The sequence below is a fragment of the Actinophytocola sp. genome (assembly GCF_036378875.1).
Taxonomy (GTDB): domain Bacteria; phylum Actinomycetota; class Actinomycetes; order Mycobacteriales; family Pseudonocardiaceae; genus Actinophytocola.
Map to the genome: position 1 here is coordinate 92,376 of NZ_DASUVO010000169.1, position 22,348 is coordinate 114,723.

A 22,348-nucleotide genomic window follows, 5' to 3' on the forward strand; every position below is an offset into this window, starting at 1 on the left:
GGGGTGGCCCCCCGGGTATGGGTGGGGGATGCCTACGCAACCATCTGTGTTGGCGTTGATCATGAACGGCTCGTTCGGGGGCGAGGGCTGTTCTGAGGGGTGCCGTTCGGGATTCGCGCCTCGGGGACGTTGTTTGGCCGGTCTCTCGGCATGGCACGGTCGAAGTCCGCTTCGCGGGCGGTTCGAGCCGGTGGCCGGTTTCCGGATGCGTTGAAGGGCACCCTCGGGACATCAGCCACCCGGCGGGCGGCACAACCCTGCTCGCCCATCCGGAGAAACAGGACTTTGACGGAGCCCTGCGGTATGGGTGGGGATGCCTGCGCAACCATCTGTGTTGGCGTTGATCATGAACGGCTCGTTCGGGGGCGAGGGCTGTCCTGAGCGTGCCGTTCGGGACGCGCGCCTCGGGGACGTTGTTTGGCCGGTCTCTCGGCACGGAACGGTCGAAGCCTGCTTCGCGGGCGGTTCGAGCCAGTGTCCTGCCCTGAAGGGCACCCTCGGGACGTTCAACGTCCTCAAGGGCACCCTCGAGACATCAGCCACCCGGCGGGCGGCGCAACCCTGCTCGCCCGTCCGGAGAAACAGGACTGTGACGGCTCAGGCATCCCCCACACATACCGCGGGTCTGGGTTGGCGTTGATCATGAACGCGAAACGATGCCAGCCGCGGCCGGTCCGTTCGCTGTTCAGTTGAGTGCTAGTTCGATTACCGGTACGAGGACGTTCGGGCGTTGGGTGGGGAGGTGGAGCACCAGCGCGCCCGGTGGGCCGGCGGCCTGGAGGTGCGGGAGGTTGCCGTCCTCGTCGACGGTGCTCAGTTGGACCTCGGCGCCGTCGTGGAGGAAGGACGCGTAGTTCGCCGAGACGCCCGGGAACACGAGGGAGCCCGCCGGCCAGCTGAAGACGTGCACGAACAGGCGGTCGCCCGCGCGGGTGAGGCGGCAGTCGGGAGGGGGAGTGAGGTCCGGGGCCCCGGAGGCGCCGTGGATGGCGTCGGTGTGGAGCGCCGTCCACTCACCGATCGCGGCGAGCAGTTCCCGTGCCCGGGGTTCGAACGCGCCCCGACCGTCCGGGCCGACGTTGAGGAGCAGGTTGCCGTCCTTCGACACGCTGTCGACGAGAACGCGGACGATCTGGCCCGCGTCCAGCCACTGCTGGAACTCCGGTGCGTAGCCCCACGAACCGTTGAGCGTGCGGCACGCCTCCCACGGCACGCCCCGGCCGTGGTGCGGCGAGGCCTCCTCCGCGGTGGCGAAGTCCTCGCTGCCCGGGAGGTCCAGGCGGTCGTTGAGCAGCGTGTGCGGGCTCAGCGACCGCACCATGGCGACGAGCTCCTCCGCCTTCCAGTCCGCGCTGCCCTTGCCGACCGTCACCCGGTGGTCGTCGGCGTAGGAGAAGTCCAGCCACAGCACGTCCGGTTGGTGTGCGGTCAGCAGCTCCCGCACCTGGCCGTGCAGGTACTCGACGTACCGGTCCATGTCTCGGCCGGTGTTGTCCACATTGTCCGTCCATTGTGGATGCCAGCCGTCGATGGTGAAGTCGGGGTGGTGCCAGTCCAGAAGGGAGTGGTACAGGCCGACGCGCAGCCCCTCGGCGCGGAACGCCGCCACGAACTCGGCCACCAGGTCCCGGCCCGCTGGCGTGTTGGTGGACTTGTACTTGGTCAGCGCCGAGTCCCACAGGCAGAACCCGTCGTGGTGTTTGGTGGTCAGCACGGCGTACCGCATGCCGGCCGCTTTCGCGTCGCGGGCCCACTGTGCCGGGTCGAAACGGTCGGCACGGAAGTTGTCGAAATAGCGCTGGTACTCGTCGTCGGTCAGGCGTTCCCGCTGCTTCACCCACTCGTGCCGCGCGGCGAGCGAGTAGAGTCCGAAGTGGACGAACAGCCCGAACCGGGCCGACGTGAACCACGTTGTCATGTCAGGGCCTCTCGCGAGAAGCGGAGCGTCAGTACCTGGAACGGGCGCAGCTCGACCGGGATCTCGCCGGCCGCGCCCACGATGACCTCGGGTGCCGGCACCGGTCGCTCCAGCAGATCGACCACCTGTGCCGTGGCGAACGGGAAGCCGGGCCACACCCGTGCCGCCGCCCGGCCACCGAGCGACTCGTAGAGCCGGACGACGACGTCACCGGACCGGTCGTCCGCGAGCTTGACCGCCTCGACGACGACCGCCGGGTTGTCCACGGTCACGAGCGCCGGGGGTGGCCCCGCGTCACCCCCGGCGCCGGTGGTCACTCGCAGCGGCAGGTTGAGCGCGTAGCCCTCCGCGACCGCGTCGGCGACGGTCGCCGACGGCAGCAGCGCGTACGTCAGCTGGTGTGGCCCCTGGTCGGCGTGCGGGTCGGGGGAGTGCGGGGCGCGGACCAGGCTCAACCGGACCGTGGTGGTCGTGCCGCCGTCCGACCGCGTCGTGCGGCCGACGTCGTGGCCGTAGGTCGAGTCGTTGAGCACGGCCACGCCGAAACCCGGCTCGCCGACGTGCAGCCACCGGTGGGCATAGATCTCGAACTTCGCCGCGTCCCAGCTGGTGTTCGCGTGCGTCGGCCGGAAGACGTGCCCGAACTGGATTTCCGCCGCACTGCGGTCGGCGTGCACGTCCACCGGGAACGCCGCCTTCAGGATCTTCTCCGACTCGTGCCAGTCGATCTCGGTGACGAAGTCGACGCGACGGCTGCCCGCGCGCAGGCGGATCGTCTGCGTGACCTGGGAGTCGCCGAAGGAGCGTTCGATCCTGATCCCGCCGAGCAGCGGGCCGGGCTCGACCACCGTGATCGAGTCGGCCGCGGTCAGGTCGACGTGCCGGCGGCGGTAGTGCGCGTCGATGTCCCAGGCGTCCCACTCGTTCGGCAGGTCGTCGTGCAGCTGCAACAGGTTTCCCCGGTGGCCGGGTGGCAGCAGCTCCCGGCCGGTGGTCAGGTCGAGCACCGAGATGAGCAGGCCGTCGTCGTCGAGGAACACCCGCACGAGGCCGTTGTCCAACGAATGGCTGCTCACCAGCACCTCATCGAGATGCCCGGTGCCGCGACCCAGCGGCGCCATGCCCATGGCCGGCGTCGTCGCGTACACCGCCACGTCGCCGGTGTCGAGCTTCTGCACGTCCTGCGTCGGCGTGGCGAGTTCCCGGGGGACCACGACCACCTCGGCTCGGGGGAACGGGCCCGCGTTGCACACCGAGGGCGCGGTCGCCACCGCGGCCATGGACGCGGTGATGATCCGCTCCAGACCGTCGCGCACCCGTGCGTAGTTCTCTTCCGCCTCGCGGTGGACCCAGGCGATGGAGCTGCCGGGCAGGATGTCGTGGAACTGTTGCAGCAGCACGATCTTCCACAGCCGGTCGAGCTCGTCGTACGGGTACTCGACACCACTGTGGACGGTCGCGGTCGCCGCCCACAGCTCGGCCTCCCGCAGCAGGTGCTCGCTGCGCCGGTTGCCGGCCTTCGTCCTGGCCTGTGTGGTGTAGGTGGCGCGGTGCAGTTCCAGGTACAGCTCGCCGGACCAGACCGGGGCGTCCGGGTATTCCTCTTCCGCCGCACGGAAGAACGCGTCGGGTGGCTCGATCACGACCTTGGGCGAACCCTCGAGGTCACGCAGCCGGCGAGCCTTCTCCATCATCTCCCGCGTGGGACCGCCGCCGCCGTCGCCGTATCCGAACGGCACCAGCGACCGGGTGCCGCGGCCCTTGTCGGCGTAGTTGCGGACCGCGTGCGCCAGCTCCTTGCCCTCGAACGTGGCGGTGTAGGTGTCCACGGGCGGGAAGTGGGTGAAGATCCGGGTGCCGTCGATGCCCTCCCACCAGAACGTGTGGTGCGGCAGCTTGTTCGTCTGGTTCCACGACAGCTTCTGCGTCAACAGCCACCGCATCCCAGCCAGCTTGGCCAGTTGCGGGAACGCGGCGGTGTAGCCGAAGGAGTCCGGCAGCCACACACCGTCGCACGACACACCGAACTCGTCGGCGAAGAACCGGCTGCCGTGGATCAGTTGGCGGGCCAGTGCCTCGCCACCGGGCAGGTTCGCGTCGGACTCGACCCACATGCCGCCGACGGGCACCCACTGCCCGGCCTTCACCGCGGCGGTGATGCGCTCGAAGACCTCCGGGTGATGCTCCTTGACCCACGCGTACTGCTGGGCCTGCGAGCAGGCGAACACGAACTCGGGATACTCGCGGGCCAGCGCGGTGACGTTGGCGAAGGTCCTGGAGGTCTTGCGGATCGTCTCCCGGACCGGCCACAGCCACGCGCTGTCGATGTGCGCGTGCCCGACCGCGTGCAGTGTGTGCGCGCTCGCGTGCGCCGGCCGCGACAGGGCAGGGGCGAGCACCTTGCGGGCGTCCGTCGCGGTGCCCGACACGTCGTGCATGTCCAGTGTGTCCAGTGCGCGTTCCAGCGTGCGCAGGATCTCGTGCCGCCTCGGGTCGTGCACGTCCAGTTCGGACATCAGCTCGGCGAGCACCTCGATGTCCAGCGTGAGGTGCCAGACCTCCTCGTCGAGCACCGCGAGGTCGGCGCGTGCCAATCGGTACAGCGGCGTCTTGCCCGCCGTTGTCTTGTCCCCCAACGGGGTCGGCACGAAGCCGCCCGCCAGGATGTCCGGGTTGGCCGCCGCCTCGACCAGCAGCGTGATCTCCTCACCGGAGACCGGGACGTAGTGGTTGAGCGGCGCGATTCCCTTGATCGGCCGGCCTTCGCGGTCGTAGACGAGGCCTTCCGCCTGGTTGCCCGGCCAGTCACCGACGAACCCGAGGTCGACGACGGCCTCCACCCGGCGACCCGCCCAGTCCCGTGGCACCGAGCCGGTCAACCGGAACCAGCTCGTCGACCACGGCGCCCCCCACGCCATGCCGACCTCGAACGGCCCGTAGTCGGCGCCGAGCGCCTCGGTCACCGGCACCGGTTCGTCCGGCACGTGCCAGACCTCGACGTCGAGCGGCACGGCCGCGGCGTACCGGGCCGGCCGGATCCGCTGGTCCAGCGCCCGTCTGAGTCGGGCCTCCACCACCTGTCTGTCGTCATGCACGGTTGTTCTCCCTCAAGTAAGCCAGCTCGGGGATCTTCCGCAGGTACCCGTCGAGGAGCCGCCGTGCGACGGTCACCGAGTCGACGAGGGGGTGCAGGGCCAGCGCTTTGAGCGCGGCCGTCGGATCGGCGTGGACGGCGGCGTCGATAACGGCGCGCTCGACCGTTTTGATACCGCAGACGAGTGACTGCGCGTAGTCCGGGAGCTGGTCGATCACCACGGGCCGCGCGCCGCCGGCGTCGACGACGCACGGTACCTCGACCACCGCTTCGCTGTCCAAGATGGACAGCGTGGTTCGGTTGCGCACGTTGAGGATCAACGTGGTCCGCTCGTCGTGGGCAATTGCCCGCATGATGGCGAGCGCCACCTTCTCGTAGCCACCCGAGGTGAGATCGTCCGAGTCCCGGTCGCCTGCGCCCGCCGCCTCCCGGCTCTCCGCCCCGTAGGTGACCTCACGCTCGATCCGCGCGGACTCCCACGCCGCGAGCGCGTTGTTCGGCTCGGCGCGCACCGACTCGTAGAAGCGGCGCTGCTGCTCGGTCAGGACCGCGCCGCGGCTGTACCGGGCCTCCCGGGCGGCGGTGACCGCGTCGCGGGTGAAGTAGTAGTAGTGCAGGTACTCGTTGGGGATGGCGCCGAGCGTGCGCAACCAGTCCGCGCCGAACAACTTGCCTTCCTCGAAGGACACCAGCGCCTCGGGGTCGGCCAGCAGCCGAGGCAGCAGGTCGCGCCCACCCACGTGCACCCCACGCAGCCACCCGAGGTGGTTGAGACCGGCGTAGTCGAACCACGCCGTGGCCGGGTCGACGCCGAGCGCGCGGGCGACCCGCCTGCCGAGCCCGACCGGGGAGTCGCAGATGCCGATGACCCGGTCACCGAGGTGGTGGGACATCGCCTCGGTCACCATGCCGGCGGGGTTGGTGAAGTTGATGACCCACGCCTCGGGCGCGAGCGCGGCCACCCGCCGCGCGATCCGCACCGCGACGGGCACCGTGCGCAGACCGTAGGCGATCCCACCCGCGCCGACGGTCTCCTGCCCGAGCACGCCCTCACCGAGCGCGACCTGCTCGTCGACCACCCGGCCCTCCAACCCGCCGACCCGGATGGCGGAGAAGACGAAGGTGGCGCCGGTGAGCGCCTCGTCGAGGTCGGTGGTCATCGTGACGCGCGGCGGGTCGACAGTGTCCTCGGCCTGCTGGGCGAGGACGTGCCCGATCGCATCGAGCCGACCGGCGTCGAGGTCGTGCAACACCAGGTCGGTCACCCGCCCCGGCTCGCGATCGGCCAGCAACGCCTGATGGACGAGCGGAACCCGGAACCCGCCGCCACCCAGAATCACGAGCCTCATGGCGTGATCACCTCCATGCCCTGGGGGCGGCCGCGCGGGTGGAGTCCGCTGGGCGCGTAGCGCCCGGCGGGTTTGTGCTGTTCCAAGGGTGCCCCTGGCGACGCTGAACGTCCCGAGGGTGCCCTTCAGGACATCCGGGAGCCGGCCCGACTTGCGCAGTCATCGGTGGATCAGGGCTCAACGTCTCGAAGGGCATCGTGCTGACCGCGCGCGGTTCTGTGGATCCGGCGGGCGAAGTCCGCTTCGCTGGCGGTTTCCGCGCGCTGGCGCTGTCCCGAAAGACGCTTTCGGGTCGTTGAATGTCATCAGCGCGTCTTTCGAGACATCGGCGATGCCCCGAACGCGTCTTTCGGGACCCAGCGGGTGCGCGTCGGGCGCTGCGCGCCCGACGCCCGCGAAGTGTCTGACCAGGCCCGCAACTCTCTCGCAAGGTTCGACATCGCGACAAGATCATCGGTGGATCCGTCCTGAAGGTGGCCTTCAGGACACCGGCCCCGGTGCACGACTGTCCCATTCGCTCGGACTCGTCGGACAAAGTTGTCCACAGGGCCCGCTGACCAGCGGTTCTGTCGGTGCCCCCCAGTAGAATGGGACCGGGGCCGCCCCCCGGGATCGGGTGGGGGGTGGGTATGTACTGGGTGGCGATCATGAGTTTCATGTTTCGACCACCTCGACGTCCGCTGCTCGTAGTGCTTCGCCGGTTGCGCTGTGGATCGGGCCGTTGGTGACCACCACGTCGACGTCCTCCGGGCCGCAGACCTTCGCGATGCCCGTGCCCGGGAACTTGCTCGCGTCGGCGAGCAGCACCACCTGGTCGGCGGCGGCGATCATGGCGCGTTTGAGTGGCACCTCGACCGCGGTCGTGTCCATCACGTGGCCGTCCGGGCGTACGCCGCTCGTGCCGAGGATCAGCCGGTCGGCGTGCACCTGACGCAGGTTGTCCTCGGTCAGGAAGCCGACCAGTGAGTGGTAGCTGCGCCGGACGATCCCGCCCAGCAGCACGATCTGGATGTCCGCGTCGTCCTTGAGCTCCTCGTAGACCATGAGGTTGCTCGTGATCACGGTCAGCGAGCGGCCGTGCAGGGTGCGCGCGAAACGGTGCGCTGTGGTCCCGATGTCCAGCAGGACCGCCTCGCCGTCCCTGATCAGGTCGGCGGCCGCGCTGGCGATCGAGTCCTTCTCCTCGACACGTTGCATCGCCACTTCGGCGAACGGGTCGTCGGTGTCCGCGGCGGCCACCGCTCCGCCGTGCACACGGCTGAGCCGGCCCTCCTTGTCCAGTTGGACGAGGTCGCGGCGAATGGTCGCCTGGCTGACGCCCAACCGCTCGGCGAGGGAGCTCACCGCGGCAGGGCCGTCCCGGCGGAGCGTGCGCAAGATCAACTCACGGCGTCCTTCGGGAAACATGATGCGGACAGTATCAGTCAAGAACGCGCATGGCCATGCTCATCTGAGCGTGACTATTGCAAAATCGGACTCTAGGGCGCACGATTTTGCGCAACCCTGCGCGGCCCAGTAGGAAGGAGCAGCATGGACACTTTGGACACCGACGTCTTCCTCTCCGGGCTGCTCTTCCTCGACCTCGCCTTCACCGACTTCGAGCACCCGCCAACGCCCGGCGTGGAGGTGTGGACCGGCGGCATGGGCACCGGTCCTGGTGGCATCGCCAACTTCGCGGTCGCGCTCAGCCGGCTGGGTCTGCGCACCTCGCTCGCCGCCGCGTTCGGCGCGGACTTCGCGGGCGACTACTGCTGGCACGTGCTGGCCGACGACGAGTCCGTCGACCTCTCGCGGTCGCGCCGCTTCCCCGGCTGGGCGACCCCGGTGACCGTCGCGCTCGCCTACGCGGGCGACCGTGCGCTGGTCACCCACGGCCAGGCGCCGCCATGCCATGTGGACGAGCTGATCGGTGAGCCGCCGGTCAGCCGTGCCGCGGTGGTCCACATCGGACTGGAACCGACGGCGTGGCTGGACAAGGCACGCAACGCGGGAAGTCTGGTGTTCGCCGACGTGGGCTGGGATCCGTCCGAGGAGTGGTCACCCGCGCTGCTGGAGCAGGTCGCGCAGTGCCACGCGTTCATGCCCAACGCCTACGAGGCCATGAGCTACACCCGCACCGACAGCCCCCGCGCCGCGCTCGCGAAGCTCGCCGACCTCGTGCCGCTGGCCGTGGTCACGTGCGGCGCCACCGGCGCGATCGCCGTGGACGGCACGACGGGGGAGACCGCCACGGTCAGCGGGCTCGACGTCGAGGTCGTCGACCCGACCGGCGCCGGCGACGTGTTCGGCGCGAGCCTTGTGGCGGCCACACTGGCCGGCTGGCCGCTCGCCGAACGGCTGCGTTTCGCCAACCTGGCCGCCGGCCTTTCCGCACGCAAGCTCGGCGGCGCACCCGCGGCGCCCGGCTGGCCCGACATCGCGCAGTGGTGGCACACGGCCCGCGCCGACGCCGACCTGCGGCGCGACTACGCCTTCCTCGATCGCGTCATCCCCGAAGGGTAGGAGTCCCCATGGAACTGTCCCGTCGACGTTTCCTCCAACTCAGCACGTTCGGCATCGCCGCCGGCGCCGCCGCCGCGTGCTCGACCTCCACGTCCGGTGGCTCGGGAGGCGGCGCCAATGCCATGGACATGTGGTACTGGACCGACGGACTGAGTGAGAAGGTCGTCGGCGACGCCGCCAAGAAGTTCACCCAGGTGAGCCTCAAGGCACAGCAGATCGGCGGCAACTTCAAGGAGAAGCTGGTCACCACCATGGCCAGCGGCAGCGACTTCATCCCGGACATCACCGGGATCAAGGGCGAGGACTTCGCCTCCTTCACCCCGCAGGCGGACCGCTTCCAGAACCTGCTCGACCTCGGCGCGGACAAGATCGCCGGCGAGTATCTGGAGTGGAAGTGGAAGAAGGGGATGACCAAGGACGGCAAGATGATCGGCTTCCCGATCGACATCGGGCCGACCGCGCTGTTCTACCGGCGGGACATGTTCGAGAAGGCCGGGCTGCCCACCGAACCGGACCAGGTCACGGCGCAGATGTCCACATGGGAGGACTACTTCACGGCCGGCACGCAGCTGAAGGGCGCGGTCCCCGGCGCGTTCATGGTCTCCGAGGCCTGGGCGATCTTCAACATCGCGGTCGGCCAGGGCGATACCCGCTACGTCGACGAGAACGAGAAGTTCGTCGCCGACCAGGACCACATCCGCAAGGCCTGGGACCTGGCCACACAGACGATCAAGCTCGGCATCGACGCGAAGTCCCAGGCCAACACACCGGACTGGAACGCGGGCCTGACGAACGGCAACCTGTCGAGCCTGACCGGTGCGGCATGGGTGGCCATCGACATCAAGACGGCCGCGGCGAGCTCCACCGGCCTGTGGGGCGTTGCGCAGGGGCCCGGCGGGACCGCGAACATCGGCGGCTCGTTCCTCGCCATCACCAAGGAGTGCGAGAAGCCGGACGTGGCGTTCGAGATCATCAAGTGGATCCTCAGCCCGGACAACCAGGCCAGGGGCTTCACGGACTCCGCGCTCTTCCCGTCGACACCGGCGACCTACAAGATGTCCGCGCTGACCAACCCTGACCCGTTCTTCGCCGACCAGGTCACGATCGACGTGCTCGGCCCGGCCGCCGAGGAGATCCCGGTCCAGTACGAGAGCCCGCACGACCAGGAGATCTCCGCACCGTTCCAGACCGAGCTGACCAATGTGGAGTCTCAGGGCAAGGACCCCGACCAGGCCTGGTCGGACGCGGTCGCCGAGGCCAAGAAGATCGCCGAGCGGGTCGGGGTGAGCTGAGTGGCGGCGGTGCGCATGACCCCGGTCCGGCGGCCACCCGAGGAGGTGGACAAGGCCACCCCTCGGCGGGCCGCCGGCCGCCGCCGCGTCCTGGCGCACTGGCCGCAGTACCTGGCGATCTCGCCGTTCTACGTGATCTTCGGGGTGTTCGGGCTGTTCCCGGTCCTGTTCTCGCTGTTCCTCGCCTTCCAGCGGTGGGACGGCCTCGGCGAGATGCAGTTCGTCGGCCTGCAGCAGTTCCGCTTCCTCATGGAGGACGGCACGTTCTGGCTGTCCATGCGGAACACGTTCATCATCTGGTTCATCTCGACGGTGCCGATGCTGTTCATGGCGCTGGTGATCGCGGCCATGCTGAACTCGACCATCCGGTTCACCGCCTTCTACCGGGTGGCGTACTTCATCCCGAACGTGACGTCCCTGGTCGCGATGGCGATCTTCTTCGGCGCGGTGTTCAGCAAGAACTTCGGTCTGGTGAACGCGGTCCTGCGCGGTATCGGCCTGCCGACGGTCTCGTGGCTGACCGAACCGCTCGGCATGAAGATCGCCGTGGCGACCGTGATCACGTGGCAGTGGACCGGCTACAACGCGATCATCTATCTGGCCGGGCTGCAGACGATCCCCACCGAGCTGTACGAGGCGGCCAAAGTGGACGGTGCGGGGCCAGTCCAGATCTTCTTCCGCATCACCATTCCGATGCTGCGCCCCATCATCCTGTTCACGGTCATCGTGTCGACCGTCGGCGGTATGCAGACCTTCACCGAGCCGCAGGTGCTGTTCGGCACCAACACGACGCTGAACCCCAACACGGGTGGCCCAGGCCAGGGAGGCCTGACCATGGTTCTGTACTTCTACCATCAGGCCTTCGACAACCGTAACTTCGGCTACGGCGCGGCGATCGCCTGGCTGGTGTTCCTCGTGATCATGCTGTTCGTCGCCATCAACTGGCGCATCGTCGCGAGGAGGCAGAAATGAGGTCCGTGCGGACACGTGGCGTGCTGCTCCATGTGATCCTGCTCCTCGGCGTCCTGGTGTCGATCTTCCCGTTCTACTGGATGATCGTCATGGCGACCAACAACACCAGCGCGATCTACCAGTACCCGCCGAAGTTGACGATCGGCGGTGAGTTCTTCACCAACCTCCAGCACGTCTTCGAACGCATCGACTTCGTCGCCGCGATGGGGAACACGATCGTCGTCGCGACCGTCACCACGCTGCTCGTGCTGTTCTTCGACTCGTTGGCCGCCTTCACCTTCGCCAAGTTCGACTTCCCCGGCCGACGTGTCCTCTTCGGACTGTTGATCGGCATCTTCATGCTGCCCGCACAGCTCTCGCTGATCCCGCAGTTCGTGATCATGGCGAAGATCGGCTGGGTCGGCGAGCTGCAGGCGTTGATCGTGCCGGCGGCGGCCAACGCGTTCGGTATCTTCTGGATGCGCCAGTACATCTCGAACGCGGTGCCGGACGAACTGCTCGACGCCGCGCGCCTGGACGGCTGCAACTTCTTCCGCCAGTACTGGCATGTCGCGTTGCCCACGATCCGGCCGGGCCTGGCATTCCTGGGGATCTACACGTTCATCCTGGCGTGGAACGACTACGTGTGGCCGCTGATCGTGCTGGTCAACCCCGACCGGCTGACGTTGCAGGTGGCGCTGTCGCAGCTGAACCGCTCCTACGGCAACGACTACAGCATGATCATGGCCGGTGGCCTGCTCGCCGTGCTGCCGCTGGTGATCATGTTCGTGCTGTTCGCCCGCAACTTCATCGCGGACGCCGTGAAGGGCGCCGTCCGCGGCTGAACAGTAAGGAGGCGTTCCGGGCCGTGGCCCGGAACGCCCTACCCCGCCCCTGCGGTGGTCAGATCGAGCAGATGACGTACACCTGCAGCTGCCAGTTCTCGTTGACGGTGCCGTTCTCGCCGGCGATGGCGCCGCCCGAGCGGTTGCTCGGTGGGAACATGGAGCTCAGCGCGAGCCGGCCGTCGAGGTTGGTGTCCGAGCCGAATGTCTGTGCTCCCAGGCCGTGCGCGAAGGTGCTGCCGTTCTCGCAGGCCTTGCTGACGCTTCGCGACGGGTTGGAGCCTGGGACGAGTTGGGCCTGATCGATCCTCTTCGTGGCCGCTGGGTTGGCGCAGATGGCGAAGCCGTCCATGGACCAGTTCGGCGTCATGTTGGGGCGGGCGGTGGCCCGGACCGTGACGCTCCTCGGGGCGAGCGTGATGCCGGGGATGATGTCGTGGACGAGTACGGTGCCGTTTCCGCTGGGGCTGATCTCGAACCCGGTGCCGTACATCTGCATGCCGGTCGGACACCGTGAGTCCGTTTCCTTACTCCGCACGGTGTTGGGTCCGTCGGAATCCGGGACGACCTGGAGGCCGGCGGTGAATGTCCCGCAGATCGCCCACGCGGTCACGTTCCACGCCCCCGTGACCGCACCGAGCGCGGCGGCCCGGACCCGGAACGCGGTCGGTGGGTTGCCCACCGGGACGACCGCCTGCAGTGCGACGTTGCCCGCGCCGCCTCCAGTGATGGAGCCGCCTCCGCCGTAGGCGAACTCGCCCTGGTCGCACGGGACGGAGAGTTCCTTGACCGACTGGGTGTTGTTCGCGGACTGTCGGGACTCGACCTCGGGGTTGGCCACCGCGTGTGCGGGGGCCACCGGCAACGCGATGGCCGAGGTCGTGATCAACCCGGCTGCCAGCGTGGCCCCCAGCAGTAACAACCTGCTTCGTTTCATGCCGTGACTCCTGTCTTTCGATGAAACTCGCGGCGCTGACTGTGCTGGCCACCCGGCCCGGACGGCGGAATTCCGGACATGAATTTGGAACGCGCCCAATTACCGCTGCGTGCCGGGGGTAAATTGGCCGCGGTGTCCGGGCTGTCCGAGAATCGGTCCGGCCCGGACGGGAAGGCACTGGGGCCATGACCGATACGGGACGTACGGCGATCGTCCGGTTCGTCGACGAGCTGAAGAGGCTGCGGCGGCGGGCGGGAGAGCCCTCGCTCAACCGGGTCGCGGCGTTGACCGCGGACCTGTCGCACCCGTTGCCCCGCAGCACGATCAGCGACAAGCTCAACGCCAGATCCTTGCCGGAATGGGAGTTCGTCACGTCGTTCGTGACCGCCTGTGCCACGCACGCCGAACAGTCCGGCACCTCCTTGCCCCCGGGCGCGGTCGACCTGAGCCGGTGGGCCAACGCGCACCTGAAGATGCTTCGTGCGGTGGACAGCGCGCACACCGCCGGGCGGCTCGCCGTGTCCGCGCGGGCCGAGCTCGACCGCCACGCCCCGGAAGCCACGGTGGCGCCACGACAACTGCCCGCGGCACCACGGGACTTCGCCGGCCGGGACGCGGAACTGGCGGTGCTGGACCGGATCGCGGACGGGACCGCCGCACCCGGCGGCACGGTGGTGGTCTCCGCGATCGGCGGAACCGCCGGCATCGGCAAGACCACGCTCGCCGTGTTCTGGGCTCGCACGGCAGCCGACCGTTTCCCGGACGGGCACCTCTACGTCAACCTGCGTGGCTACGGCCCCGGCACACCGCTGACCCCGGCCGAGGCCGTGCGTGGCCTCCTCGACGCGTTCGCCGTGCCAGGAAAGGAGATCCCAGCGACCCTCGACGGGCAGACCGGCCTGTACCGCAGCCTGCTCGCGGGCAAGCGGATGCTGGTGCTGCTCGACAACGCCCGCGACGCCGAACAGGTCCGGCCGCTGCTGCCCGGCTCGGCGGGCTGCCTCGCGCTGGTGACGAGCCGGGACCGGCTCGCCAGCCTCGTCGCGGTGGAGGGCGCCCACCCGCTGCGGCTGGACGTACTCACCCCGGCCGAGGCACGCACCATGCTCGCGGACCGCGTCGGAGCCCAGCGCGTCCTGGCCGAACCCGAAGCGGTGGACCGAATCGTCGCCGCGTGCGCCGGGTTGCCCCTGGTCCTGGCGATCGTCGCCGCGCGGGCGGCCACGCACCCCGACTTCTCCCTCACCGACCTGGCCGAGGAACTGACCAGCGCCCACGGCCTCGACGCGTTCACCGGCGGCGACCGGACGGTCGACGTGCGAGCCGTGTTCTCCTGGTCCTACCGGGGCCTCGACCCCGCCGCCGCCCGGCTCTTCCGGCTGCTGGGCCGCCACCCGGGGCCGGACATCGGCACACCAGCCGCGGCCAGCCTGGCCGGCGTCCCGGTCCGCGAGGTGCGCGCACAGCTGCGCGCGCTCGCCGACGCGCACCTGCTGTCCGAACACCGGCCGGGCCGGTTCGCCTGCCACGACCTGCTCCGCGTCTACGCGGGGGAGCTGGCCGAGGAGCAGGACAGCGCCGAGGAACGTCAGGCTGCCACGCACCGGATGCTGGACCACTACCTGCGCACCGCGAACCGCGCGGCCCACCTGCTGGACCCGTACCGAACAGTGCTCGAGCCACCCGAACCAGCGGACGGCGCGACACCCGCGGACCTGCCGGACACCGAGCACGCGCTGGCGTGGTTCACCGCCGAACACCGTGTACTCATGGCCGTGGTGGCCCAGGAGGACATCGGCTTCGACGCACACATCCACCGGTTGGCACGAACGCTGTCGGCCTACCTGTACCGCGCCGGCTACTGGCACGACTGGGTGTCCGCCGAGGAGGCCGCGTTACGTGCCGCCCAGCGCAGCGGGGACCGGCGAGAGCAGGCCTACGCCCACCGCGGCCTGGCCCGCGTGTACCTGAGACTGGACCGCGAGGACGCGGCACTCGCCCAACTCCGGCAGGCGCTGGACCGGTACGCCGACCTGGGCGACCAGATCGGACAGGCACACACCCAGCTCAACCTCGCCGAGGCCTTCGACCAGTTCGGCCAGCACCCGATGGCGTTGCGGCACGCCCGGCTCGCGCTGGACGGCTACCGCGCCGCCGACCATTCGGCCGGGCAGGCGAAGGCGCTCAACAGCATCGGTTGGACCCTCAGCCAGCAGGGCCAGCACCGCGACGCGGTCGACTACTGTCAGCAGGCCCTCGACCTGCAACGGGAACTGGGCGACCGCGACGGCACGGCGGACACATTGGACAGTCTCGGCCACGCGTATCACCAGCTGCGGGACTACGAGCAGGCCAGAACCTTCTACCAGCAGGCGGCCGAGGAGTTCCGGGAGACCGGCAACCGACCCGAGGAAGGCCTCACGCTCGATCACCTCGGCGACGTGGCGGCGGACGCGGGCGATCTGCCCACGGCACGGGCCCACTGGCGCCGCGCGGTGGAGCTGCTCGACCGGGTGGGCCCGGCAGAGCACGTGGACGCCATTCGCGCCAAACTGGCTCGCAGCGAGGAAAGCCCAGCCGTCGTACGGACCAGCGACCGCGGCAGGTGATCCCCCGACTGCCCGCCACGGCTGTGCGTGGATGGCGGTGCGCTGCTGGCGGTCGGTCGCGCTGAACATTGAGGTGTTGCTGGATGCCGGAGTTCGTCATGACTCCATTTTCGACGGAGGTGGGTGCTGGGCGCACCCTCGAGTCCGAGCGAAAGTCCCATTCGCTCGGACTCGTACCGGGGGGCAAAGGTGTGGGGCGGCCCAGTCGGCGATTCCAGCGCGTCCAGCAGTTCGAGTTGGCCGTGCAGAGTGTCCTTCGGCGACGAGCGAAGAAAGGCCCGGAGCTGGTTCGCGACCCCCGGCGGAGTAGTCAGATCGTCCAGGTGTCGCTGGACAGTGCCGAGGTCGAGGGCGGGTTCGGCAGGTCGTTGACAGCCCACACGATGCGGAGCAGTTCGTTGGTCATGACCGCCGCTGCCCATCCGACCTCCACCGGATCGCCACGGCGGTGCACCGCCAGCACGTGGCGCCATGGTGCGGCGTAGTGAGCCTTGATCGGCGCGGGAGTGCGTTACCGGGCTGGCCCCGCAACTCGGCAAGCATCTCGTCGACGACGCGCCGGTGCGCCGCGGTGGGGAACCGGTCCTCGACAGGCACAAGCACGTCAGGGCAGGCAGCGTGCGGTCCCCGGCCAAGTCAGGCTGAACCGAATCCGCCACGCTCCGTGACCAATGGTCGTCGTGTGAACTAGCCCGGAGGGCTGATCCTTCTCCAGGTTTCGGGGCCGCGGCGGATACGCTGACCTCTGTTCATGTGGCACCGGGGAACCGGTTCGAGAGGCGGGGTTAGACATGCCGGACGCCGATGGCAGTCCCAGACCGCGACGGTCGTCGGTGGGTGTGTCGTTGGCTGGTCTTCGGCTCGACGAGCTGCTGGGTGAGTTGCAGGATCGGCTTGCCGAGATTGGGAAGACGCGGGACCGGTTGCAGGGTCTGCTGGACGCGGTCGTCGCGGTGGGTGCCGGGCTGGAGTTGGCTGGCACGTTGCAGCGGATCGTGCAGACCGCGGTGGAGTTGGTGGATGCCCGTTACGGTGCGTTGGGTGTGCTGGGTGATCAGGAGGGACTGTCGGAGTTCGTCTACGTCGGTATCGATCACGAGACGCGGGCGGCGATGGGGCACCTGCCGGAGGGCAAGGGCCTGCTCGGTCACCTGATCGAGCACCCGTACCCCATCCGGTTGCCGGACCTCACCGAGCACCCTTCCTCGGTCGGGTTCCCGGCCAACCACCCGCCGATGCGGAGCTTTCTGGGCACGCCGGTACGTGTCCGTGACGAGATCTTCGGCAACCTCTATCTGACCGAGAAGAAGGGTGAGGCGGAGTTCAACGACGACGACGTCGTGGTGTTGGAGGCGTTGGCGGCCGCGGCGGGTGTGGCGGTGGAGAACGCGCGGTTGTTCGAGCAGGCGCGGTTGCGGGAGCGCTGGCAGCACGCCTCGGGCGAGGTCAACGCGTTGCTGTTGGGAGGCGCGGAGAGCGAGGAGGCCTTCGAGCTGATCGCCCGCCGCACCTGTGAGTTGTCCGGGTCGGAGACCGCGTTGATCCTGCTCGCGGACGACCCGGGCGACACGCTGCGCGTCGAGGCAGGCGCTGGGGTGCGGGGCGAGGAGATGGTGGGCAGGCGGGTCTCTGCGCGGATTCCGGCGATCGCACCGGTCGTCTCCGACCGGCAGCCCACGGTGTACGCGGACTTCGCGGAGGTGCTCGGGGCGGAGGCGGACCTGTTCGGTGAGTTCGGGCCGGCGGACGCGGTGCCGTTCGGGTCGGCGACCGGCGCCATCGGGGTGTTGTTGGCGTTGCGGAACAAGGGTGAGCATCAGTTCGGGCAGGAGCAGCTGCCGATGTTGGCGTCGTTCGCGGCGCAGGCGGCGTTGGCGTTGGAGCTGGCCGACAAGCAGCGGCAGCAACGCATGCTGGACCTGCTCGCGGACCGGGACCGGATCGCCGGTGACCTGCACGACCACGTGATCCAACGGCTCTTCGCGGCCGGGATGAGCCTGCAGGCCATCGTGGGCCGGATCAGCGACACCGAGGCGCGTGGCCGGGTCACCCGGGTGGTGGGTGAGTTGGACGAGACCATGCGGGACATCCGCACGTCGATCTTCGATCTGCACACCGCCGGCGAGGAGAACGCCTCCAGCCTGCGGCGGCAGATGCTGGACCTGGTGGCCGAGGCCAGCGCGAACACCGAGATGTCGCCGTCGGTGCGGATCTCCGGCGCCGTGGACACCCTCGTGCCGCCCCACATCGCCGAACACGCGCTCGCCGCGTTGCGGGAAGGCGTGAGCAACGCGGTGCGCCACGCCCACGCCACCGACATCGTGGTCACCGTCGAGGCGGGCACCGACCTGGTCATCGGCGTGACCGACAACGGGGTGGGCATGCCGCCGGACGTGGCCCGCAGCGGCCTGCTCAACCTGGAACGCCGGGCCAGGGAATGCGACGGCTCGGTGACCGTGTCGCCGAACGGAACCAGTGGCACCCGCCTGGTGTGGCGGGTTCCGTTGCCGCCGCTGTGAGGGTCACCGCCCCGGCTTGCGGGCCCGCAGCTCGGCGGCGAGGGCCGCGGCCTGGGTGCGGCGTTGCATACCGAGCTTGTTGAGCAGGTGGGACACGTAGTTCTTGATGGTCTTCTCGGCCAGGTGGAGCTGTTCGCCGATCTGGCGGTTGGTGAGGCCCTGGCCGATGAGATCGAAGACGGCGCGTTCCTGCTCGGTGAGTTTGTTGAGGGGGTCCTGGGTCTCGCGTGCCGTGCGGATCCGGTTCATCAGGGCGGCCGTGGTCTTGGGGTCGAGCAGGGAGCCGCCGGCGCCGACGGTGCGGATGGCGTTGAGCAGGTCGAGCCCGAGTACCTGTTTGAGCACGAACCCGGACGCGCCGGCCATGATCGCGTCGAACAGGGCCTCGTCGTCGGCGTAGGAGGTGAGCATCAGGCAGTTCAGGTCGGGCATCATCGACTTGAGGTCGCGGCACAGCTCGATGCCGTTGCCGTCGGGCATGCGCACGTCCAGCACGGCCACGTCCGGTGTGACCTGTGGTGCGCGGGCCATTGCCTCGGCGACACCGGAGGCCTCGCCGACGACCTCGAGGTCCTCGGTGGTGTTGATCAGGTCGGCGATGCCCCTGCGCACGATCTCGTGATCGTCCACCAGTAGAACTCGAACCGTCACCGGGGCCTCCTCATCCGTGATGAGGTTCAGGTTATGCCCAACGCGGCGCGGACCTGACGCGCGATCTCGACGTCCTCCCGGGCTGGGATGACGAGGGTGCGGACGGCGGCGCCCGGAGCGGTGATGTCCAGGTGACCGGCTTCGTTGGCGTCGGCCGTGATGCCGACCCCGAGGAACGCGAGTCCCTCGGCCGCGGCGGCACGCACCGCGGGCTGGTGCTCGCCGACGCCGCCGGTGAAGACGAGCACGTCGAGCCCGCCGAGTGCCGCCGTCATGGCCGCGATCTCCCGCCGCAGCCGGTGCACGTACACCTCCCACGGCAGCGAGCCTGGCGTGACGTCCCGGAGGTCGCCGCTGCCACCGGTCAGCCCGGCCAGCCCACTGTGGTGCTCCAGCACGTCGGACAGCTCGCGGGCGTCCACCCGGTCAAGTAGCCACAGCACGAGCCCCGGGTCGAGATCACCCGAACGAGTGGCCATGACGAGGCCGGCGAGCGGCGTGAACCCCATGGTCGTGTCCACCGAGCGCTCGCCGCGGATGGCGGCGAGCGAGGCGCCCGAGCCGAGATGGCAGCTGACGATCCGCTGGTCCTGGCCGACCACCTCGCCGACCCGGCGCGCGATGTTGGCGTGTGACAGGCCGTGGAAACCGTAGCGGCGCAACGACCACCGCTCGTTCCACTCACGCGGCAGGGCGTAGGTCGCCGCCGCGTCGGGCAGGTCGTGGTGGAAGGTGGTGTCGAAGCACGCGACCGCCGGCACGTCGGGCAGGACGGCGCTCACCGTGTCGATGCCCGCGACACCGCGTGGCTGGTGCAGTGGCGCCAGCTCGCCCAGCGCCGCGATCCGGTCGCGCACCGACTGGTCCAGCCGGACCGGGCCGGTGAACTCGCTGCCGCCGTGCACGATGCGGTGGCCGACCGCGTCGATCCGGTCCAGCCGGTCGGCGAAACCCTTGATGTCCTCGGTCTCGCCGGACCAGTCGTCGAGGGTGACCGCGTCGACGACCTCGTCCGTGCCGTCCAGCAGGGCCAGCTTGAGGCTGGACGAGCCCGCGTTCACGACCAGCACCCGCGCCATCAGAAAGGCCACGCCCAGTCACGGACCTCGGGCAGGTCCTCGCCATGCGTGCGGGTCCACTGGCGGTGGCGGGCCCGCAGGTCCTGCATCTGTTGGCGCAGCAGCGCGGTGCGGGCACCCAGACCGGGCACCCGGTCCAGCACGTCGATGACCAGCCGGAACCGGTCGAGGTCGTTGAGCACCAGCATGTCGAACGGGGTCGTCGTGGTGCCTTCCTCCTTGTAGCCGCGCACGTGGATGTTGTCGTGGTTGACGCGTCGGTAGGTGAGGCGGTGGATCAGCCACGGGTAGCCGTGGTAGGCGAAGATCACCGGTTTGTCGGTGGTGAACAGCGCGTCGAACTCGGGATCGCTCATCCCGTGGGGATGTTCGGTGTCGGGTTGCAGGCGCATCAGGTCGACCACGTTGACCACCCGTACGGTCAGGTCCGGCAGCTGCTCGCGGAGGATCGAGGTGGCGGCCATGACCTCCAGCGTGGGCGCGTCGCCGGCACAGGCCAGCACGACGTCCGGTTCACCGCCGTTCTCGTTCCCGGCCCAGTCCCAGATGCCCGCGCCACGGGTGGCGTGCAGGACCGCCTCGTCCATCGGCAACCAGTCGGGTGTCTCGTTCTTGCCGGCGACCACGACGTTGACGTAGTCACGGCTGCGCAGGCAGTGGTCGGCCACGGACAGGAGGGTGTTGGTGTCCGGTGGCAGGTAGACGCGGATGACCTCGGCCTTCTTGTTCATCACGTGGTCGACGAAGCCGGGGTCCTGGTGGGAGAAGCCGTTGTGGTCCTGGCGCCACACGTGGGAGGTCAGCAGGTAGTTCAGCGAAGCGACCGGCCGCCGCCACGGCAGGCTCTTGCTGGTCTTGAGCCATTTGGCGTGCTGGTTGAACATCGAGTCGATGATGTGGATGAAGGCCTCGTAGCAGGAGAACAGGCCGTGCCGGCCGGTCAGCAGGTAGCCCTCCAGGAACCCCTGGCACAGGTGTTCGGACAGCACCTCCACCACCCGGCCGTCCGGCGCGAGATGCTCGTCGACCGGGAGTACTTCCCCCTGCCACTGCTTGTTCGTCACCTCGTACACCGCGTCGAGCCGGTTGGACGCGGTCTCGTCCGGGCCGAACAGGCGGAAGTTCGTCATGTTGCCCGCCACCACGTCCCGCAGGAACCGGCCGAGCACGCGGGTCGGCTCGGACGTCGTGCCGCCGTGCTTGCCGACCTCGGCCGCGTAGGAACGGAAGTCGGGCAGGTCGAGCGGACGCAGGAGCAGGCCGCCGTTGGCGTGCGGGTTCGCGCCCATCCTGCGGTCGCCGTCCGGCGCCTGCGCCAACAGCTCCGGCCGCGGTCGGCCGCGGGAGTCGAACAGCTCCTCGGGGCGGTAGGACCGCAGCCATTCCTCGAGCTGGGCGAGGTGCCCGGGGTTGTCGCGTACCGCGGCGAGCGGCACCTGGTGGGACCGCCACGTGCCCGTGACCTGCACACCGTCCACTTCGGCCGGGCCGGTCCAGCCCTTCGGCGAGCGCAGCACGATCACCGGCCACCGGGGCCGCCGGCGATCCCCTGACCTGGCCCGCAGCTGGATCGCGGCGATCTCGTCGAGCGCGCCGTCGAGGGCGGCCGCCATGTCCTGGTGCATCCGGTCCGGGTTCTCGCCGCTGACGTAGCGGGGCGCGTAGCCGTAGCCGCGGAGCAGCGCGTCCAGCTCCTCTTCCGGGATACGGGCCAGCACTGTCGGGTTCGCGATCTTGTAGCCGTTGAGGTGCAGGATCGGCAGCACCGCGCCGTCATGCGCGGGATCGAGGAACTTGTTGGCGTGCCAGCTGGCCGCGAGCGGCCCGGTCTCCGCCTCACCGTCCCCGACCACGCAGGCCACGACGAGGTCCGGGTTGTCGAACGCGGCGCCGTAGGCGTGCGCAAGGGAGTAACCCAACTCGCCGCCCTCGTGGATCGAGCCGGGGACCTCCGGGGCGACGTGGCTGGGCACGCCACCGGGGAAGGAGAACTGCCGGAACAGCTCCCGCATGCCCTGCTCGTCGCGCGACACGCCGGGGTGACACTCCGAGTAGCTGCCTTCCAGCCAGGTGTTCGCGAACAGCGCCGGACCGCCGTGACCTGGGCCGATCACGTACATCATGTTCAGCGCGCGTGCCCGGATCACCCGGTTGAGGTGGGCGTACACGAAGTTCAGGCCGGGCGTGGTGCCCCAGTGGCCCAGCAGGCGCGGCTTGATGTGCTCCCGTCGCAACGGCTCGCGCAGCAGCGGGTTGTCCAGCAGGTAGATCTGGCCGACGGACAGGTAGTTCGCCGCCCGCCAGTACGCGTCGAGCACCCGCAGTTCGTCCTGGTCGAGCGGGGCGGTCATGGTCTGGGTCACCGTTCGTCTCCCTGTCGTTCTCGCTCGGGGTGTCGGGTGCCCAGCCCGGGCGAGGGCTATTCAGTTCGGCTCGATTCTGTGAGCCCGGCGGTCGCCCGGTCCGGAGTCCAAGGTCCCCTTTCGGCGGTGCGTTGGTCCCTCCGCGGTTCGGGCAGGGACGAAAGACCCTGTCGACAAGGGAACGAGGACGCTGTCGCCGCGGTCGCCGGCGGGCCACGCTGGACACGGGGTCGCAGAAA

The 22,348-nt window shown here is 69.3% G+C and carries 15 protein-coding genes; 6 read left to right on the plus strand and 9 right to left on the minus strand.

Annotated elements, in window-relative coordinates; translation table 11 throughout:
• Positions 1-685: 685 nt before the first annotated feature.
• The 4 genes from VF106_RS47695 to VF106_RS47710 all read right to left on the minus strand — a co-directional run bounded on the left by VF106_RS47695 (position 686) and on the right by VF106_RS47710 (position 7,768).
• Entirely contained in the window at positions 686-1,918 is a 1,233-nt protein-coding gene (locus VF106_RS47695; protein WP_330846748.1) for an alpha-L-fucosidase, read from the minus strand.
• A complete protein-coding gene (locus tag VF106_RS47700) occupies positions 1,915-5,013 on the minus strand; it encodes an alpha-mannosidase (RefSeq protein ID WP_330846749.1) in 3,099 nt (1,032 codons plus the stop codon). Before VF106_RS47700 ends, VF106_RS47695 begins: the two co-directional genes overlap by 4 nt.
• A complete protein-coding gene (locus VF106_RS47705) occupies positions 5,006-6,361 on the minus strand; it encodes a 6-phospho-beta-glucosidase (RefSeq protein WP_330846750.1) in 1,356 nt (451 codons plus the stop codon). Before VF106_RS47705 ends, VF106_RS47700 begins: the two co-directional genes overlap by 8 nt.
• 654 nt (positions 6,362-7,015) lie before the next feature.
• A complete protein-coding gene (locus VF106_RS47710; RefSeq protein ID WP_330846751.1) occupies positions 7,016-7,768 on the minus strand; it encodes a DeoR/GlpR family DNA-binding transcription regulator in 753 nt (250 codons plus the stop codon).
• 123 nt (positions 7,769-7,891) lie between these two features.
• On the opposite strand from VF106_RS47710, the gene VF106_RS47715 reads away from it, so the two are divergent.
• Genes VF106_RS47715 through VF106_RS47730 form a run of 4 tightly spaced genes read left to right on the plus strand, consistent with a single transcriptional unit; the run spans position 7,892 to position 11,951 of the window.
• Positions 7,892-8,863: a PfkB family carbohydrate kinase gene (locus VF106_RS47715; RefSeq protein ID WP_330846752.1), complete on the plus strand. Its 972-nt coding sequence runs from the start codon at positions 7,892-7,894 to the stop codon at positions 8,861-8,863.
• Positions 8,864-8,871: 8 nt separating this feature from the next.
• A complete protein-coding gene (locus tag VF106_RS47720; RefSeq protein ID WP_330846753.1) occupies positions 8,872-10,155 on the plus strand; it encodes an extracellular solute-binding protein in 1,284 nt (427 codons plus the stop codon).
• The gene (locus VF106_RS47725; protein ID WP_330846754.1) at positions 10,156-11,127 is read left to right on the plus strand and encodes a carbohydrate ABC transporter permease; all 972 of its coding nucleotides are present in this window, start codon (positions 10,156-10,158) and stop codon (positions 11,125-11,127) included.
• Positions 11,124-11,951 (plus strand): carbohydrate ABC transporter permease, encoded by an 828-nt coding sequence (locus tag VF106_RS47730; RefSeq protein ID WP_330846755.1) that lies wholly within the window; start codon positions 11,124-11,126, stop codon positions 11,949-11,951. The genes VF106_RS47725 and VF106_RS47730 overlap by 4 nt, the downstream gene beginning before the upstream one ends.
• 58 nt (positions 11,952-12,009) lie before the next feature.
• On the opposite strand, the gene VF106_RS47735 is transcribed toward VF106_RS47730, so the two are convergent.
• Positions 12,010-12,888, minus strand: a complete 879-nt coding sequence (locus VF106_RS47735) for a hypothetical protein (protein WP_330846756.1) — start codon at positions 12,886-12,888, stop codon at positions 12,010-12,012.
• A gap of 185 nt (positions 12,889-13,073) precedes the next feature.
• Here VF106_RS47735 and VF106_RS47740 point away from each other — a divergent pair, with 185 nt between their 5' ends.
• Positions 13,074-15,497 (plus strand): ATP-binding protein, encoded by a 2,424-nt coding sequence (locus tag VF106_RS47740; RefSeq protein WP_330846757.1) that lies wholly within the window; start codon positions 13,074-13,076, stop codon positions 15,495-15,497.
• 310 nt (positions 15,498-15,807) lie between these two features.
• Here VF106_RS47740 and VF106_RS47745 read toward each other — a convergent pair whose 3' ends face one another.
• Positions 15,808-15,960, minus strand: coding sequence for a hypothetical protein (locus VF106_RS47745; RefSeq protein ID WP_330846758.1), 153 nt, complete (start codon positions 15,958-15,960; stop codon positions 15,808-15,810).
• A 376-nt stretch (positions 15,961-16,336) separates the two neighbouring features.
• On the opposite strand from VF106_RS47745, the gene VF106_RS47750 reads away from it, so the two are divergent.
• Complete coding sequence (locus VF106_RS47750; RefSeq protein WP_330846768.1) at positions 16,337-18,016, plus strand: GAF domain-containing sensor histidine kinase; 1,680 nt, start codon at positions 16,337-16,339, stop codon at positions 18,014-18,016.
• Positions 18,017-18,019: 3 nt separating this feature from the next.
• On the opposite strand, the gene VF106_RS47755 is transcribed toward VF106_RS47750, so the two are convergent.
• The 3 genes from VF106_RS47755 to VF106_RS47765 are packed head-to-tail and all read right to left on the minus strand — an operon-like array spanning position 18,020 to position 22,097.
• A complete protein-coding gene (locus VF106_RS47755) occupies positions 18,020-18,667 on the minus strand; it encodes a response regulator (RefSeq protein ID WP_330846759.1) in 648 nt (215 codons plus the stop codon).
• 26 nt (positions 18,668-18,693) lie between these two features.
• Positions 18,694-19,758, minus strand: coding sequence for an acetate/propionate family kinase (locus tag VF106_RS47760; RefSeq protein ID WP_330846760.1), 1,065 nt, complete (start codon positions 19,756-19,758; stop codon positions 18,694-18,696).
• Entirely contained in the window at positions 19,746-22,097 is a 2,352-nt protein-coding gene (locus tag VF106_RS47765; RefSeq protein WP_330846769.1) for a phosphoketolase family protein, read from the minus strand. Before VF106_RS47765 ends, VF106_RS47760 begins: the two co-directional genes overlap by 13 nt.
• Between the last annotated feature and the right edge of the window lie 251 nt (positions 22,098-22,348).

What these genes read in the sequence shown, in the direction of transcription:
- VF106_RS47735 (WP_330846756.1), bottom strand. Translation starts at nt 12,888, where the DNA reads ATGAAACGAAGCAGGTTGTTACTGCTGGGGGCCACGCTGGCAGCCGGG.
- VF106_RS47695 (WP_330846748.1), bottom strand. Translation starts at nt 1,918, where the DNA reads ATGACAACGTGGTTCACGTCGGCCCGGTTCGGGCTGTTCGTCCACTTC.
- VF106_RS47740 (WP_330846757.1), top strand. Translation starts at nt 13,074, where the DNA reads ATGACCGATACGGGACGTACGGCGATCGTCCGGTTCGTCGACGAGCTG.
- VF106_RS47765 (WP_330846769.1), bottom strand. Translation starts at nt 22,097, where the DNA reads ATGACCGCCCCGCTCGACCAGGACGAACTGCGGGTGCTCGACGCGTAC.
- VF106_RS47710 (WP_330846751.1), bottom strand. Translation starts at nt 7,768, where the DNA reads ATGTTTCCCGAAGGACGCCGTGAGTTGATCTTGCGCACGCTCCGCCGG.
- VF106_RS47715 (WP_330846752.1), top strand. Translation starts at nt 7,892, where the DNA reads ATGGACACTTTGGACACCGACGTCTTCCTCTCCGGGCTGCTCTTCCTC.
- VF106_RS47730 (WP_330846755.1), top strand. Translation starts at nt 11,124, where the DNA reads ATGAGGTCCGTGCGGACACGTGGCGTGCTGCTCCATGTGATCCTGCTC.
- VF106_RS47720 (WP_330846753.1), top strand. Translation starts at nt 8,872, where the DNA reads ATGGAACTGTCCCGTCGACGTTTCCTCCAACTCAGCACGTTCGGCATC.
- VF106_RS47705 (WP_330846750.1), bottom strand. Translation starts at nt 6,361, where the DNA reads ATGAGGCTCGTGATTCTGGGTGGCGGCGGGTTCCGGGTTCCGCTCGTC.